Origin of the sequence: Streptomyces sp. NRRL F-5650, assembly GCF_000721365.1 — a bacterium.
Lineage (GTDB): Bacteria > Actinomycetota > Actinomycetes > Streptomycetales > Streptomycetaceae > Streptomyces > Streptomyces ardesiacus.
The window spans coordinates 13,055-28,619 of sequence record NZ_JOGV01000063.1; the positions used below are offsets into that span (position 1 = coordinate 13,055).

Annotated in this window: 14 protein-coding genes and 1 pseudogene; 9 read left to right on the forward strand and 6 right to left on the reverse strand. The window is 73.5% G+C overall.

Features of this window, described 5'->3' with window-relative positions:
- Positions 1-249: 249 nt before the first annotated feature.
- From IG88_RS0135105 to IG88_RS0135125, 5 genes are all read left to right on the forward strand, one after another.
- Positions 250-792, forward strand: a complete 543-nt coding sequence (locus IG88_RS0135105) for an RNA polymerase sigma factor (protein WP_031050118.1) — start codon at positions 250-252, stop codon at positions 790-792.
- Positions 789-1,652, forward strand: coding sequence for a hypothetical protein (locus IG88_RS0135110; RefSeq protein ID WP_031050120.1), 864 nt, complete (start codon positions 789-791; stop codon positions 1,650-1,652). The genes IG88_RS0135105 and IG88_RS0135110 overlap by 4 nt, the downstream gene beginning before the upstream one ends.
- Positions 1,653-1,757: 105 nt before the next feature.
- Positions 1,758-2,612 (forward strand): ABC transporter ATP-binding protein, encoded by an 855-nt coding sequence (locus IG88_RS0135115; protein WP_031050122.1) that lies wholly within the window; start codon positions 1,758-1,760, stop codon positions 2,610-2,612.
- Entirely contained in the window at positions 2,609-4,129 is a 1,521-nt protein-coding gene (locus IG88_RS0135120) for a hypothetical protein (RefSeq protein WP_031050125.1), read from the forward strand. Before IG88_RS0135115 ends, IG88_RS0135120 begins: the two co-directional genes overlap by 4 nt.
- Positions 4,117-4,788: a hypothetical protein gene (locus IG88_RS0135125; protein ID WP_031050127.1), complete on the forward strand. Its 672-nt coding sequence runs from the start codon at positions 4,117-4,119 to the stop codon at positions 4,786-4,788. The genes IG88_RS0135120 and IG88_RS0135125 overlap by 13 nt, the downstream gene beginning before the upstream one ends.
- A 173-nt stretch (positions 4,789-4,961) precedes the next feature.
- Here IG88_RS0135125 and mshD read toward each other — a convergent pair whose 3' ends face one another.
- Positions 4,962-5,891, reverse strand: coding sequence for a mycothiol synthase (mshD, locus tag IG88_RS0135130; protein WP_031050130.1), 930 nt, complete (start codon positions 5,889-5,891; stop codon positions 4,962-4,964).
- 171 nt (positions 5,892-6,062) lie between these two features.
- Between mshD and IG88_RS0135135 the strand changes: the two genes are divergently transcribed.
- Positions 6,063-7,919: a bifunctional metallophosphatase/5'-nucleotidase gene (locus IG88_RS0135135; protein ID WP_031050132.1), complete on the forward strand. Its 1,857-nt coding sequence runs from the start codon at positions 6,063-6,065 to the stop codon at positions 7,917-7,919.
- 334 nt (positions 7,920-8,253) lie between these two features.
- On the opposite strand, the gene IG88_RS0135145 is transcribed toward IG88_RS0135135, so the two are convergent.
- From IG88_RS0135145 to IG88_RS0135165, 5 genes are all read right to left on the reverse strand, one after another.
- Positions 8,254-9,699, reverse strand: coding sequence for a sensor histidine kinase (locus tag IG88_RS0135145; protein ID WP_031050135.1), 1,446 nt, complete (start codon positions 9,697-9,699; stop codon positions 8,254-8,256).
- The gene (locus IG88_RS0135150; RefSeq protein ID WP_031050138.1) at positions 9,696-10,436 is read right to left on the reverse strand and encodes a response regulator transcription factor; all 741 of its coding nucleotides are present in this window, start codon (positions 10,434-10,436) and stop codon (positions 9,696-9,698) included. The genes IG88_RS0135145 and IG88_RS0135150 overlap by 4 nt, the downstream gene beginning before the upstream one ends.
- A 77-nt stretch (positions 10,437-10,513) precedes the next feature.
- The gene (locus IG88_RS0135155) at positions 10,514-11,608 is read right to left on the reverse strand and encodes a trypsin-like peptidase domain-containing protein (RefSeq protein WP_037837360.1); all 1,095 of its coding nucleotides are present in this window, start codon (positions 11,606-11,608) and stop codon (positions 10,514-10,516) included.
- A gap of 190 nt (positions 11,609-11,798) precedes the next feature.
- Entirely contained in the window at positions 11,799-12,821 is a 1,023-nt protein-coding gene (locus IG88_RS0135160) for a LacI family DNA-binding transcriptional regulator (RefSeq protein WP_107452405.1), read from the reverse strand.
- A gap of 42 nt (positions 12,822-12,863) precedes the next feature.
- Positions 12,864-13,667, reverse strand: coding sequence for a response regulator transcription factor (locus IG88_RS0135165; protein WP_031050149.1), 804 nt, complete (start codon positions 13,665-13,667; stop codon positions 12,864-12,866).
- A gap of 279 nt (positions 13,668-13,946) precedes the next feature.
- On the opposite strand from IG88_RS0135165, the gene IG88_RS0135170 reads away from it, so the two are divergent.
- From IG88_RS0135170 to IG88_RS0135180, 3 genes and pseudogenes are all read left to right on the forward strand, one after another.
- Positions 13,947-14,807, forward strand: a complete 861-nt coding sequence (locus tag IG88_RS0135170) for an alpha/beta hydrolase (RefSeq protein WP_199807536.1) — start codon at positions 13,947-13,949, stop codon at positions 14,805-14,807.
- A 36-nt stretch (positions 14,808-14,843) separates the two neighbouring features.
- Positions 14,844-15,098, forward strand: a complete 255-nt coding sequence (locus IG88_RS0135175; protein WP_031050152.1) for a MoaD/ThiS family protein — start codon at positions 14,844-14,846, stop codon at positions 15,096-15,098.
- Between the two features lie 3 nt (positions 15,099-15,101).
- Positions 15,102-15,565, forward strand: a pseudogene (locus IG88_RS0135180) (hypothetical protein); the annotation flags it as partial.

The window sequence follows — 15,565 nt, forward strand, 5'->3', positions numbered from 1 at the left end:
CCGGAGGACCCGGGAGGGCCGGAGGACCCGGGAGGGCCGGAGGACCCGGGAGGGCCGGAGGACCCGGGAGGGCCGGGAGGCCCGGAAGGCTGCGGCTCGCTCGGCTTCATTCGGTGAGCCTCGCAAGGCTGTCTGAATCAATGGTTACGGGGACATGACGTGCGGGATAGCCGCGGGTCTCCGAAACGTCCCTGTGCGCCGCCCTGAGATCGTGTGAACCGGTCGGCCGGGCTCGTGCGATGAGGAGATGTGAGCGAAACGAGAAGCGACGGGGAGCTGCTGCGGGCCGTCGCCGCGGATGCCGACCGGCGTGCCTTCGAGGAGCTGTACCGCCGGTATGCGCCGTGGCTGACCGCCCGCATGCGCAGCCGCTGCGCCGACGCCTCCATGGTCGACGACGTGGTGCAGGAGACCTTCCTCGCGGTCTGGCGCGGCAGCGCCCGCTACCGGGAGGAGGGCGACGTGGCCGGGTGGCTGTGGCGGATCGGGTCACGGCGGCTGATCGACGGGCTGCGCGGCGACGGCGCCCGGGGGCGGCTGAGGCAGGCGCTGGCCCGCCTGCGGCACCGGGACGAGGTCTCGGCGGAGGAACGCGTCCTCGCCGGGGTCGAGCACGGCGACCTCGCCGGTGCGCTCATAACGCTCTCGCCGGAGCTGCGCGCGGTGCTCCAGGCCACTGTCGTCGACGGGCTGACCACCCGTGAGGCGGCCGTCCTGCTCGGCATCCCGCCGGGCACGGTCAAGACGCGGGCCATGCGGGCCCGCCGGCAACTGCGGGAGGCGCTGGCATGAGCATCGAGGACAGCCGTCACCGGGGCGGCTGGCATGTGGACGAGGGCGACCTGCGGGCCTACGCCCGGGGCGAGTTGACGGCCCCCGCGCTCTGGTCCGCCGACACCCACTTGACCGCCTGCGCCGCCTGCCGGGGCACGCTCGCCGAGGTGAGCGACACCGCCGCGCTGACCGCGGGCTGGGAGCGGCTCGACGCCGAGCTGGACGCGCCGCGGCCGGGCCGGTTCGAGCGGCTGCTGATGCGGTGCGGCGCGCGTGACGGGACGGCGCGGCTGCTCGCCGCCACCCCCGTACTGCGCCGGTCCTGGTTCGGCGCGCTCGCCGCCGTTCTGTTCGTGACCTTCCTCGTGGCGGTATCGGCCGGTGCCGCGGGCCGGCCCACTCTGTTCCTGGCCTGCGCTCCGCTGCTGCCGTTGGTCTCGGTGGCGCTGGCCTACGGACCCGCGCTGGACCCGACGTACGAGATGGCCGTCGTCTCGCCGATGCACGGCTTCCGGCTGCTGATGATCCGCACGTCCGCCGTGCTGGTCGTGGCCCTCGCGGTGGGTGGTCTGGCCAGCCTCGCGCTGCCCGGGTTCGGCCCGGGCGCGCTGGCCTGGCTGCTGCCCGGGCTCGCGCTCACCGTGTCCGGGCTCGCGCTGACGCCCCGGCTGGGGCCCGTGCTCGCCCCGTCCCTGCTGGTGGGCACCTGGTCCGCCGTGCTGCTGGCCGCGGACCTGGCCCGCGCGTCCTCGGACAACCCCCTGGCGCCGTTCACGCCCGCCGGTCAGGGCGTGTCCGGGCTGGTGGCGGCGCTGGGCGCCGGGCTGCTGTTCCTGTTCCGGGACCGGTTCGACGTCTCCCTGCGCGGCACCCTGTGAGCCCCGCCCCCGCCCCCGTCCCCGCCCCCTCTTCCGACCCTCCTCCTCCACCCCTTCTCTTCCGCCCCTTCTCCTCCTGATCCCCATCACGTACGGGAGTGCCGCATGACCCCCACCGTCTCCGCCTCCGGGCTGAGCCTGCACTACGGGCGTACCCGCGCCCTCGACGACGTGTCGCTGCGGCTCACCCCGGGCGTCACCGGGCTGCTCGGTCCCAACGGCGCCGGGAAGACCACGCTGCTGCGCGTGCTCGCCACCGCCGTCCCCGCCGACCGGGGCGCCTTCACCGTGCTGGGGCACGACCCCGGGACCTCGCGAGGCCGGCAGGAGGTGCGGCGGCGGCTCGGGTACCTGCCGCAGACGCCGGGATTCCACCCGGACTTCACCGCCTTCGAGTTCGTCGACTACGTCGCGATCCTGAAGGAGCTGGCGGACCGCCGGGAGCGCCACCGCGAGGTGCGGCGCGTCCTGGAGGAGGTCGACCTCGGGGACGTGCGCGGACGCCGGATCAAGAAGCTGTCCGGGGGCATGCGGCAACGGGTCGCGCTGGCCGCCGCGCTGGTCGGCGACCCGGGGTTCCTGGTGCTGGACGAGCCGACCGTCGGCCTCGACCCGGAGCAGCGGATGCGGTTCCGGGAGCTGATCGCCGGCGCGGGAGAGGGGCGGACCGTGCTGCTGTCCACCCACCAGACCGAGGACGTCGCGATGCTCTGCCACCGGGTGATCGTCATGGCGGACGGGGTCGTGCGCTTCGAGGGGACCCCGGCCGAGCTGACCGCGCGGGCCGCCGGGCGGGTGTGGAGCAGTGCGGAGAAGGACCCGGGCGCCAAGGCCGGGTGGCGCACCGGAACCGGCTCCTTCCGCAACGTGGGGGACCCACCCCCGGGAGCCGAACCGGCCGAACCCACCCTGGAGGACGGCTACCTGCTCGTCCTCGACGACGCGGAGGTGGCGGCGTGAGCGCCGTACTGACGGAGGAGGCCGTGCCCGTGCGGGCGCAGCTCCCCGACCGGGGTGCGCGGGCCGTGCTCGCCCTCGCCCGGTTCGAGGCGCGCAAGCTGCTGCTGACCATCCCCGTTGTCATCGCCTTCGTGGGGTATGTCGCGTGGATCGTCTGGCGCACCCGGGCGTCCTGGGACGGGTATCCCGCCCTCCAGGACGCCGACCGCGCCACCCAGTCCGTGCCGATGCTCGTCGGCCTCGCGGTCCTGCTGGGCGCCGCCCGAGCCGTCGTGCGTTCCCAACGGCACGGCACCGAGCACCACTTCGCGGTGCTGGTCCTGCGGCCCTGGCAGCGCACGGCGGGCCACGCGCTGTCCGTCCTGCCGGCCGCCCTGCTCACCGCCGTGTGCGTGGCGGGTCAGTTCGGCTGGGAGGCGTTCAAGCCCGGCGCGGTCGGGCACGGTTCGCCGGCCGAGCTGGCCGTGGGGCCGCTGACGGTGCTGGGGTTCGGGGCGCTGGGAGTGCTGCTCGGCCGGCTGACGATGTCGGCCTTCGCCGCGCCGCTGCTGGTGGTCGTGCTGCTGTTCGTGTTCGTCCTGGGCACCGGGCCGAGCGAGGAGAGCGGGCTGTCCTGGCTGGCGCCGGCCGTCTCCGTGATCGGCCCCGACTCCCTCCCCTCCGACCTCATGGGGCGCCCCGCCGCCTGGCACGCCCTGTACCTGGCCGGCGCGGCCCTGGGCCTGGCCTTCCTCGCCATGGCCGTCGCCGGCGGGCGCGGCGCGTTCGTCCGGGCCGGCCTCGCCCTGAGCCTCGCGGGGGCGGTGACCGGCGGGGTTCTCCAGGCCCGGGGCGTGGAGCCGTCGTCGGAACTGACCGCGGCCCGCGAGCGGGCCTCGACGCACCCCGACCTGAGCTGCACCGAGCACGGCGGTTCGACGTACTGCGCCTTTCCCGAGTGGGGGCCGCGTACGGGTACCTGGGCAGGGGTCGTGGACCGCGTCCAGGCCGTGGCCGGCGGTGCCGCGCACGACCAGGCCCTCGTCGTGCGGCAGCGGATCGACGCCCGGTACGGGCCGGGGACCGACGCCGCGATACCCGCCTCGACCGAACCGCACCGGGTCACCGTCGGCACCGCCTGGGGCGGCAACCGCGTCCCCGAGTTCTCCACCGCCGTCGCCTCCGTCCTTGTCGCGGGCACCGAGGAGGCCGGGAGCGAGCTGTGCGACGGGCGGATGGTCACCGTCATGTGGCTCTCGCTGAGCTGGCAGGACGACCCGATGGGCGCCCTGCGCCGGGTCCGCCTCGACGACAGCGTGTCGGGCTCCGCGATCGTCCTGTCCCCCACTAATCCGCTGTCCATGACGGAGGGGCAGACGGACGTCGTCCGCCGCCTGCTGGAGAACCCGCCGGCCGGGACCGGTGCCCGCATCAAGAAGCACTGGGCCGAACTGACCGCGCCCGGGGTCACGACCGCACACGTCGCCGAGGTGCTGGGCGTGGCCAAGCCGAAGAAGGCGGACTCGTGCGAGGACTGACGGAGCAGCGAGGGACGGCGGTGATGGAGCTGATCGGCCCGCTGTGGCGCACCCTCCCCTGGCGTCCCCTGGCCGCAGCGGGGGCCCTGGGCCTGCTGGTCGTCGGCACCCCGGCCGCCACCGGCGCCGAACCGGCGCCCTGGCAGACGCTGTTACTGCTGAGGGGCGCCGCCCTGTCCGGTGCGCTCGGCCTGGCCTTCCTGCTGGACGACCCGGCCCGCCGGCTCACCGCACCCGTGCCGACGCCGAGGCTCCTGAGGCAGGCGCTGAGGGCGGCCCTGGTCGCGCCGCTCGCCGCGATGTGGTGGACGGCGGTACTGCTCCTGGCCCCCTCGGCGTCGCGGCCCCCGGCCGGCGAAGTCACCCTGGAGGCGGTGACGGCGGGCGCCTTCGCCCTCGCCGCCGCCGCGCTGGCGGTACGGCTGACGGACGAGGCGCGTCCAGGGCCGCTCGTCGCGGCGGCCCTGCTGGTCACGGCCGTGCTCGTGCCGCTGCTTGCCCCGGAGGGCTGGGCATTGTTCGTCCAGGCGGACGATCCGCGCTGGTCCGCCGCACACGAGCGGTGGGCGATGCTGGCGGCGGTGCTGACCGTGGCGGCGGCGGGCTGCGGACCGGAGCCGCTGGGCCGGAGGACCGGTCGGTGGGGGAAGGGCCGGTGAGGAGACGTCCGGCGGGGGAGACGGCCGGTTGAGCCAGAACGGCCCAGCGGCCCAGCGGCCCAGCGGTTCATGGCCGGTTGTGCCGGCACGGCCCAGCGGCTCAGCGGCCCAGGCCCTGTGGCGTCGGCACGGCCCAGCGGCCCAGGCCCTGTGGGTCGGCACGGCTCCGTGGCTCACGTCTCCGTGCGGTACATCAGGTCCGTCTCGTGGGTGGTGAATCCGAGGCGTTCGTAGACGGACACCGCCGCCTTGTTGTCGGCGTCGACGTACAGCATCGCCGTGGGCAGGCCCTGCCCCTCCAGGTGCCGCAGGCCGATCGTGGTGAGGGCCTTGCCCAGGCCGCCGCCCTGCGTGTCGGGGCGGATGCCGAGGACGTACACCTCGCCGAGGCCCTCCTCGGCGTGCACCTTGGTCCAGTGGAAGCCGATCAGCTCGCCGTCCCGCTCGGCGAGGAAGAAGCCCGCCGGGTCGAACCACGGCTCGGCCTTGCGGTCGTCGAGGTCGCGCTGGGTGAGCGAGCCCTGTTCGGGGTGGTGGGCGAAGGCGGCCGCGTTCACCGCGAGCCAGGCCGCGTCGTCCCGGCCGGGCACGAAGGCGCGCACGCTCACGCCCTCCGGCAGCCGCGGCTCCGGCAGGTCGAGGCCGGCCAACGGGCGCCGCATCTGCCGCAGTTCGCGGAAGAGGGAAAGTCCGAGTACCTGCGCGAGGTGCCGGGCGGCGGCGTGACCGCCGTGCGCCCAGACCCGCAGCCGCTTGCCGGATGCGGCGAGCAGGGCGGAGCCCAGCGCCCGCCCGTGCCCCTGGCCCCGGTACGAGGGGTGGACGACCAGCTCGGCGGCCGGCGGCTCGACCGGGTCGGTGCCCTCCAACTGGGCATAGCCGACGAGTTCACCACCGTCGACGGTGAGCAGGAGGTGCGCGACGCCCTCCCGCGCGGGGCCGCGGAGCTGCAGCCGGCCCTGCTCGGACACGGCGTGCTGTCCGTCGTTTCGGGCCGCCTCGGTGAGCAGGGCGAGGACGGCGTCGGTCTGCTCAGGCGTGAGTTCGGCGAGAGTCTCGATCGAGCGGGGGCGGCCGGGCCGCACGGTGTCGTCGCTGGTCATGCGTACGAGAGTAAAGGGCGGGCGGGGCAATGCGGCGGCAGCGGGCGAAGACGAAGCTAAACCAGGCTGTAACCCGGAAGCCCCTGTCGCGCTACGCGCGTTGACCTTAGGCTCTGCGCCGACGAGCCGTCTCCTCAGCGGCTCGCGCCACGCACACCCACAGGGGGGCGCATGCCAGCCACAGCACACTCGCACCAGCCGCGCCGCAGACGCCGTACGAGCCGTCTCCTCGTCGCGGCCGCCACCGTCGTCACCGCCGGGGCACTCGCCGCGGCGGCGCTCCCGGCCTCGGCGAGCACCGGCGGGAACGGCCGGGGCAACGGCGGCCAAGGCCAAGGCCAGGACAACGGCTCCGGCCGAGGTCACGGCCAGGGCCGCTACCAGGACATCCAGCTCCTCTCCTTCAACGACCTGCACGGCAACCTGGAACCGCCCGCCGGCTCCTCCGGCCGTGTCACCGAGGTCCAGCCGGACGGCACGACGGAGACGGTCGACGCGGGCGGCGTCGAGTACCTGGCCACCCACCTGCGCGAGGCCCGCAAGGGGAACCGTTACTCCATCACCGCCGCGGGCGGCGACATGGTCGGCGCCTCTCCCCTCCTGTCCGGCCTCTTCCACGACGAGCCGACGATCGAGGCGCTGAACCAGCTCGACCTGGACGTCACGAGTGTCGGCAACCACGAGTTCGACGAGGGCGCCCGCGAACTGGGCCGCCTGCAGAACGGCGGCTGCCACCCCACCGAGGGCTGCTACACGGACAAGAAGTTCAAGGGCGCCGACTTCCCCTACCTCGCGGCCAACGTCCTCGACGAGAAGACGAAGAAGCCGGTCCTCAAGCCCTACTGGGTCTGGAAGCAGAACGGCGTCAAGGTCGGCTTCATCGGCGTGACCCTGGAGGGCACCCCGGGCATCGTCTCGGCCGAGGGCGTGAAGGGCCTGAAGTTCAAGGACGAGGTCGAGACGATCAACAAGTACGCCAAGGAGCTGCAGCGCCAGGGCGTGAAGTCGATCGTCGCGCTCATCCACGAGGGCGGCTTCCCGGCCTCGTCCTCCTACAACTACGACTGCGACTCCCCGGGCGCGGGCGACGGCGTCTCCGGCCCGATCGTGGACATCGCCAAGAACATCACCCCGCAGGTCGACGCGCTGGTCACCGGCCACACGCACAACGCCTACGTCTGCACGATCCCCGACCCGGCGGGCAACCCCCGCACGGTGACCTCGGCCTCGTCCTTCGGCCGCCTGTACACGGACACGACGCTGACCTACGACCGCGCCACGGGTGACATTGCCCGTACCTCGGTGAAGTCCGCGAACCACGTGGTGACGCGGGACGTCCCGAAGGCGCCGGACATGACCCGGCTGATCGACCGCTGGAACACCCTGGCCGCCCCCATCGGCAACCGCCCCGTCGGCTACGTCACCGCGGACATCAACCGCGACGGCACCGAGTCCCCGCTCGGCGACCTGATCGCCGACGCGCAGCTCGCGTACGGCAAGGAACAGGACCCGGAGACCGACCTGGCCCTGATGAACCCGGGCGGCATCCGCGCCCCGCTGACCTATGCGGCCTCCGGCGCCGAGGGCGACGGCGTGGTCACCTACGCCGAGGCGTTCACGGTCCAGCCCTTCGCCAACACGGTGAACCTCAAGGACTACACGGGCGCGCAGCTCATCCAGGTACTCAAGGAGCAGGTGAGCGGCCCGAACGAGGCGGCCCCGAAGATCCTCCAGGTCTCGTCCGGTCTCACCTACACCCTGGACCTGACCAAGTCGGGCGCGGACCGCGTCGTGACGGACTCCATCCGCCTGAACGGCGCCCCGATCGACCCGTCCGCCACGTACCGCGTCGCGTCCAACAGCTTCCTTGCGGGCGGCGGCGACGGCTTCACCACGCTGGGCGAGGGCACGAACGAGCGCGTCGGCGCGGACGACCTCGCGGCCTTCGAGCAGTACCTGACGGCCAACTCCTCGGCGACCGCCCCGATCGCTCCTCCGGCGGCGGACCGGATCACGGTCGTGCGGTAGCGGGTCGGCGGCAGTCGGCCACCCGCGTCGGGTCCGGCACATCCAGCGGCCACGCGCCCGCGGATGCGCCGGACCCTTCGGCGCTCGGTCACTCCTGCGCACCTTTCCGGCGGTCACGAGGCTCTCCACCGCCTCGCCGACAACGTCGCTCACACACCGGGTGACCGGCTGCGTCTCCCGGCGCCGTGCCTGATGAAGGCGGAAGAACAGGAGGCGGACGTCGGGAGTTCCCAGGGCCTCTGCCCGCCGGGCTTCCTCACCGTCGACATCCGTGCCCCCGGCATGCTCGGCCACCACTGACACCCGTCACCCGTCACCCGTCACACGTCATCCGTCACCCGTCGAAACGCTCGTGGACGTCCCCTCCCTCCGGCGGCGGCACCGGCGCCCCCGGCAGCCGGATCGCGGCGGTGGTCCCACCGCCGTCGGCCGGGGTCAGGCTCACCGTGCCGCCGGCCTGCTGCACCGTCCGCGCCACGATGGACAGGCCCAGGCCCGAGCCGGGCAGCGCACGGGCGCTCGGGGAGCGCCAGAAGCGGTCGAAGACGTGGGGGAGTTCGTCGGCGGGGATGCCCGGACCGTGGTCGCGGACGGTGAGGACGCCGTCGGCGAGGCGTACGGCGACGGTGCCGCCGTCGGGGCTGAACTTCACCGCGTTGTCCAGGATGTTGACCACCGCGCGTTCCAGGGCGGCCGGCTCGGCCCTTACGTACCAGGGGTGCACGTCGGCCTCGATCGTCAGCTCCGGGCCGCGCAGGCGGGCCCGGCGCAGCGCCGACTCCACGACGTCGTGCCAGGCGAGGATGCGGGTGCGGCCCTCCTGCTGGCCGGTGTCGGGGCGGGAGAGTTCCTGGAGGTCGCCGATGAGCGCGGCCAGCTCCGTCATCTGCGCCTTGACCGAGGCGAGGAGCGCCTTGCGGTCGGCCTCCGGGATCGGACGGCCCGTCTCCTCACTGCGGGTGAGCAGCTCGATGTTGGTGCGCAGCGAGGTGAGGGGCGTGCGCAGTTCGTGTCCGGCGTCGGCGATGAGCTGCTGCTGCAGTTCGCGGGAGCTGGCCAGGGACGAGGTCATGGTGTTGAAGGAGCGGGACAGGCGGGCGATCTCGTCGTCGCTGTCGTCCTCGACCGGGATGCGGACGGTCAGGTCCTCGGTGCGGGCCACGTGCTCGACGGCCCGCGTCAGCTCGTCGACCGGCCGCAGCGCGGTCCGGGCCACCCACAGGCCGGCCGCGCCCGCCCCGACGACCCCCGCGCCCGCGACGAAGACGAGCACCAGGGCGAGGTTGCTGAGGGAGCTGTTGACCTCGCTCAGCGGGCGCGCGGCGGAGACGGCCACCCCCGACAGCCCCGGCACGGTGTAGGTGAAGACGCGGTACTGGGCTCCGTCGCCGCCGGTGGCGTCGTGCAGCGCGTTGGCGGAGGTGCCCTCGGCGACGGCGCGGTCGGCGCCGGTGAGCGGGACCTCCTCGGTGCCGATGATGAGGCAGCTCCCGCCCTGCCGGTCCACGAGCTGCACCGACGAGCCGAAGGGGTTCTGTTCGTGGGTGACGGGTTCGTGGGCGCACAGGCCGGTGCGCAGGTCGAGGTACTGGCCGACCTGGGTCCTGTCCATGCGGTTGGCCTTCAGCGCCTCGTCCAGTGAGCTGACCAGCACGCTCTTGACGACGAACCAGCACGCGACGGCCGCCGCCGCCACCGCGAACGCCACCGCCGCCGCCACCAGCAGCGACAGCCGCGCCCGGATGGGCAGCGCCCGGACCCGGCGGACGAGCCCTGTCACTCGGCGCCGCCCTGCCGCAGGACGTAGCCGACGCCGCGGACGGTGTGCACGAGGCGCGGTTCGCCGCCCGCCTCGGTCTTGCGGCGCAGGTACATGACGTACACGTCGAGGGAGTTCGAGGACGGTTCGAAGTCGAAGCCCCACACCGCCTTCAGGATCTGCTCGCGGGTGAGGACCTGGCGCGGGTGCGCCATGAACATCTCCAGCAGGGTGAACTCGGTGCGGGTCAGTTCCACCGGGCGTCCGGCCCGGGTGACCTCCCGGGTCGCCAGGTCCATGGTCAGGTCGGCGAAGCAGAGGGCGTCGTCGTCCTCGGTGGCCGCGTCCACGGCGGCCGCGTAGGAGCTGCGGCGCAGCAGCGCGCGGATGCGGGCGAACAGCTCGTCCAGCTCGAACGGCTTGACGAGGTAGTCGTCCGCGCCCGCGTCCAGGCCGGTCACCCGGTCGCCGACGGTGTCGCGGGCCGTCAGCATCAGGATCGGGGTCGTGTCCCCCGCGCCGCGGATGCGGCGGGCGGCGGTCAGGCCGTCCATGCGGGGCATCTGGATGTCCAGGACGACGAGGTCGGGGCGGTAGGCGGCGGCCTTGTCCAGGGCGTCGGCGCCGTCGACGGCGACCTCGGTGTCGTACCCCTCGAAGGCGAGGCTGCGCCGGAGGGCCTCGCGTACGGCCGGTTCGTCGTCGACGATCAGGATGCGCTGGGTCTCACGGTCGCGGTCGCCGTCTGCGGGGCTCATGGGCTCGGGTCCTCGGGTGCGGTGGGGGAACGGGTCGGTCAACGGACGCTTTCAGCGTCGCACGTCTTCGTACCCCGTCAGCCGCTCGCACCCGCCCGGAGCTGTGCCAGGTCCGCCTTGACCGTGTTGACCGGGATGGCGAAGCCGAGGCCCACGCTGCCCGCGCTCGAGGAGGAGTCGGTCGCGGAGTACATCGCGGAGTTGATGCCGATGATGTTGCCGTTCATGTCGATCAGGGCGCCGCCGGAGTTGCCCGGGTTGAGGGAGGCGTCGGTCTGGATCGCCTTGTACGTCGTCGTGGACGAGCCGGTGTCGCCGTTGAACTGCTGTCCGCCGAACTCGAAGGGCCACTGACCGCCGCGCTGCTGCTGCTGCTGCTGCTGGCCCTCGTCGGTCGAGACGGTCACGTCGCGGTCGAGCGCCGAGACGATGCCGCTGGTCACGGTGCCGGTCAGGCCCTCGGGGGAGCCGATCGCCACGACCTGCTGCCCGACCGCCAGGGCGTCGGAGTCGCCGAGGGTCGCGGCCGTCAGGCCGGAGGCGTTCTCCAGCTTGATCAGCGCGAGGTCCTTCTTGCTGTCGGTGCCGACGACCCGCGCGGTGTACTGCTTGCCGTCGTTCGTCCTCACCTTGACGGACGAGGCACCGGCGACGACGTGGTTGTTGGTGACGATCTCGCCGTCACTCGTGACGATCACGCCGGAACCGGTGGAGGAGCCGGCGTTCGAGGTCGCGTTGATCTCGACGATGCTCGGGCTGACCGCCTTGGCGACCCCGGAGACCGTGCCCTTCTGGCTGGAGGGCACCACGGTGGTGCTGGTGGAGGTGGAGGCGACGGTGTCGCCGCCGGTCAGCTCCTGGATGCCGTAGGCCGTGCCCCCGCCGACGGCCGCCGCGACGATCGCCACGGCCGCGAGGAGGGCGGCGGGGCCGCGCCGCCGGGCCGAGCGCCGGCCGTGCGGCGGCTCGGGCAGGGGCTGCGCGGGGGCCTGGGGCGGCTGCGCCGGCGGGGGCGGCCACTCGGGGTTGACGTGGCTGCTGTGGCTGCCGGGGTTGCCGTGGCTGCCGTGGCTGCCGTGGCTGTCGGGAGAGGAGGCGTGCTGGTGGGTCCCCTGGTACGGGTTCGCGTGCTCGTACTCGCCGTTCGGGCGCAGGCTCTCGGTCATGTCCATGAGCTTCCCGCCCGCGGATGAGAGCGCCCTGAGTGCCGCCTGAGAAGCCCGGCAGAACCTCGTATGCCCGATGTAAAGACGCCGGGACGAAGCAGACGCGACAAGTGCGCCGGCACGAGGGGCGCCGGACGGAGGGCCCGGAACGAAGGGACGGACGGAGGGACGGACGGAGGGCGGGCGGAGCGGTGGCCTACGCGCAGCCGCAGGACTGCCGGACGACGAGCTGGGAGGGGAACACCTTCAGCCGCTCGCGCCGGGAGCCCGCCACCCGCAGGGCGTCGTCGAGGACCAGGTCCACGGCGGCCCGCGCCATCGCCGAGCGGTCCGAGGCGACCGTCGTCAGCGGCGGGTCGGCCAGCGCGGCCTCCTTGATGTCGTCGAACCCGGCCACCGCCAGCTCGCCGGGGACGTCGATGCGCAGCTCGCGGGCGGCGCGCAGCAGGCCGATCGCCTGGTCGTCGGTGGAGCAGAAGATGGCGGGCGGGCGCTGCGGCCCGGAGAGCAGCTCCAGGCCCACGCGGTAGGCGTCGTAGCGGTTGTACGGCGCCTCGAAGAGCCGGCCCTCGGTGGAGAGCCCGGCCTCCTTCATCGCGCGCCGCCAGCCCTCGACGTGGTCGGAGACCGGGTCGCCGACGGACGGGGTCTCGGCGGTGCCGCCCATGCAGGCCACGTACGCGTACCCGTGCTCCAGCAGGTGGCGTACGGCGAGCTGGGCGCCGCCCAGGTCGTCGGTGACGACGGCGACGTCGTCGATGGCCTCGGGGCGCTCGTGCAGCAGCACCACCCGGGCGTCCCAGGCGTCGATCTCGGCGGCGGCCAGGTCGTTCAGGGCGTGGCTGACCAGGATCAGGCCCGAGACGCGCATCCCGAGGAACGCGCGCAGATAGTGGACCTCGCGCTCGCCGACGTAGTCGCTGTTGCCGACGAGCACCATCTTGCCGCGCTCGGAGGCGGCCCACTCGACCGCGTGCGCCATCTCCGCGAAGAACGGCTGGCGCGCGTCCGGCACGATCAGCCCTATGAGGTCAGTGCGCCGCGACGCCATGGCCTGGGCGACCCGGTCCGGCCGGTACCCCAGTTCCTTGATCGCGGCGAGGACGCGCTCGCGCGTGGCCGGGGCGACCGGCCGGGGTCCGTTGTTGATGACGTAGCTGACAACGGCGGTGGAAGTCCCCGCCAGCCGCGCCACATCGTCCCGAGTCACCTTGGCCACGCGCGGAGTCTACGCGGATGGACCCGCCCCGGGCAGGGCGTATCACACCTTGGATGACCTTGCGTCGGCCGCCTCGTCCTGCTCGGCCGCCGCCGTCCGGTGCTCCGCGGCCCTCGTCTTCTTCTCGGCGGTCTCGCTCTTCGCGCTCTTCTCGCCCTGCTCGCCCTTCTCGGGCTTCTCCGGCGTCACGAAGCGGTAGCCGACGTTGCGGACGGTACCGATCAGCGACTCGTGCTCGGGGCCGAGCTTGGCGCGCAGCCGCCGTACGTGCACGTCGACGGTGCGGGTGCCGCCGAAGTAGTCGTAGCCCCACACCTCCTGGAGCAACTGGGCGCGGGTGAACACGCGGCCCGGGTGCTGGGCCAGGTACTTCAGCAGCTCGAACTCCTTGAAGGTCAGGTCCAGGACCCGGCCCTTGAGCTTGGCGGAGTACGTCGCCTCGTCGACCGACAGGTCGCCGTTGCGGATCTCCATCGGGGAGTCGTCGCCGCCGAGCTGCCGGCGGCCGGTGGCCAGCCGCAGCCGCGCCTCGACCTCCGCCGGACCGGCGGTGTCCAGGAGCACGTCGTCGATGCCCCAGTCGGCGGTGACGGCGGCGAGGCCGCCCTCGGTGACGATGAGGACCAGCGGACAGCTCAGGCCCGTGGAGCGCAGCAACTGGCACAGGCTGCGGATCTGGGGAAGGTCGCGGCGGCCGTCGACGAGGATGACGTCTGCGCCCGGGGTGTCCACGAGCGCGGGGCCCTCGGCGGGGGCGACGCGTACGTTGTGCAGCAGCAGGCCGAGGGCGGGAAGCACCTCCGTCGACGGCTGGAGGGCGTTGGTCAGGAGCAGCAGAGAACTCATCGCGCCCCACCTGCCTGGGACGGTTTGTGGTCGTGCCCGGTTCGCTCGCCCATATCGTCTGGTTCCTCCTGGGTCCCTGCGATGGGGGTACCTCCCACGCCCTCAAGGCAGTGGGGGAGTTTGCGGCACTGCTTCGTACAGGTTGCGGACCCCGTGCCCGTGGGGCCCGCCGTGCGTCCGGGAGGTGAACGCCGGACGACCGCCCGGCACCGCTCCCGGAAGCACAAAAGGACCCGGGGGCTACGTTGCCCGAGTCCTCTGCCCAGCAGAATAGCCGACATGAGCAACCGAGCGGGGGGTCGTGTGGCGCGTTCCACCCACCGTCCAGACCATCGTCCGCATCCCGAAACACCCCGGGGAGCGCCGCGCCGCGGGCCCGCGCGCACCTTCCTCCGTACGGCCGACGGCGTCCTCGTCGACGCCGTGCACGAGCCGGAAGCGGCCCGGGGCGCCCCCTCTGACCTGGTGTTCGTCGTCGCCCACGGGTTCACCGGCGACGCCGACCGGCCGCACGTACGGCGGATCGCGGCGGCCCTCGCGCGGCACGGTGCCGTCGTCACGTTCTCCTTCCGGGGCCACGGCGCCTCCGGCGGGCGGTCCACCGTCGGGGACCGCGAGGTGCTCGACCTGGCGGCGGCGGTCGCGTGGGCGCGCGGCTTCGGGCACCGGCGCGTGGTGACCGTCGGCTTCTCCATGGGCGGATCGGTGGTCCTGCGGCACGCGGCGCTGTACGCGGGTGACGAGGCGGCGGGCACGGACGCCGTCGTGTCGGTCAGCTCCCCCGCCCGCTGGTACTACCGGGGCACGGCCCCCATGCGCAGGCTGCACTGGCTGGTGATGCGCCCGGCCGGACGCCTGGTGGGGCGCTACGGCCTGCGCACCCGCATCCACCACCGCGACTGGGACCCGGTGCCCCTGTCTCCGGTGGAGGCGGCCGGACGGATCGCGCCGACGCCGCTGCTCGTCGTGCACGGCGACCGGGACGGCTACTTCCCGCTGGACCACCCCCGGATGCTCGCCGAGGCGGCCGGAGACCACGGCGAACTCTGGCTGGAACCCGGCATGGGCCACGCCGAGAACGCCTCGGACGAGGCGCTGCTGCACCGCATCGGCGACTGGGCCGTGGCGCGGGCGGGCTAGCCTGACGTTGTTCATCGCCGACGACGAAGGAACGAGATGGCAAAGGTCACGGTGCGCTACTGGGCCGCCGCGAAGGCCGCCGCGGGAGTGGCCGAGGAGCCGTACGACGCGGCGACGCTCGCCGACGCGCTCGCCGCGGTGCGCGAGCGGCACCCCGGCGAACTCACGCGCGTGCTGCTGCGCTGCTCGTTCCTCGTCGACGGGGACCCCGTGGGCACGCGCGGGCATGAGACGGTACGGCTGGCCGAGGGCGGCACGGTCGAGGTGCTCCCGCCGTTCGCAGGAGGGTGAGCGATGACCAACCAGCCGCACCAGCCGTACCCGCAGTACGGCCAGGACCCGCAGTACGGCCAGAACCAGCAGTACGAGGGGTACGACGCGCAGGCGTGGCCCGGGCAGCAGCCGTACGCGGGGTACGGCGAGCAGCCGGACCCGGACGCCGGTCAGTACACGCAGCAGTGGCAGGGGCAGACCTGGGAGACGCAGGTGCAGCCGCCGGTCTCCGCTGAGGAGACGGCGTACCTGCCGCCGCACACCCCGCAGCCGCAGCCCCAGCCGCAGCCGTATCCGCCCCAGAGCCAGGCGTACCAGCCCCAGCCTCAGCACCACCCCCAGCCGTACGCCTCACAGCCCCAACCCCAGCCGTACGAGCCCCCCGCCCCCCCCCCCCCAGCCGCACCCCCAGCCGCAGCCGTATCCGCCCCAGAGCCAGGCGTACCAGCCCCAGCCTCAGCACCACCCCCAGCCGTACGCCTCAC